The 546-nt window shown below is 65.8% G+C and carries 1 protein-coding gene; it reads left to right on the forward strand.

Features of this window, described 5'->3' with window-relative positions:
* A partial coding sequence (locus QD228_RS17000) for a VCBS domain-containing protein (protein ID WP_279876130.1) occupies positions 1–546 on the forward strand: 546 nt, incomplete at both ends.

Genomic DNA, 546 nt, shown 5'->3' on the forward strand with positions numbered 1-546 from the left:
CGTGACCGGCTACGACGCCGACACGGGCACCGTGACCTACAGCTACGTCGAGGATGGCGCGAGCGAAGATCACACCGGCGGCGACATCACCGACAGCTTCAGCGTCGTGGTCACCGACATCACCGGGCAGAGCACCAGCGACAGCCTGGACATCGCGATCCTCGATACCGCGCCGGAGGCCAAGGCCGACGCCCGCAACATCGACGAAGACACCACCACGGCACTCGACGGCAACGTCATCGACGGCACCAACGACACCGCCGATACCCTGGGCGCCGATGCCACCAGCGTGACCAGCGTCACGCCGGACGGCGGGAGTGCGTCTGCCGTCACCGCGGATGATGCGACGGTCGTCACCGGCAGCTACGGCACGCTGACCCTCAACAGTGATGGCAGCTACAGCTATGTGCTGGACAACAGCAATGCCGAGGTCCAGGGCCTGGATGATGGGGCGTCACTGACCGACGTCTTCAGCTACACGATCACCGACGCCGATGGCGATGCCTCCAGCACCACGCTGACCATCACCGTCGACGGCTCGACCGA

The sequence above is a fragment of the Cobetia sp. 3AK genome, assembly GCF_029846335.1.
Classification (GTDB): Bacteria; Pseudomonadota; Gammaproteobacteria; order Pseudomonadales; family Halomonadaceae; genus Cobetia; species Cobetia marina.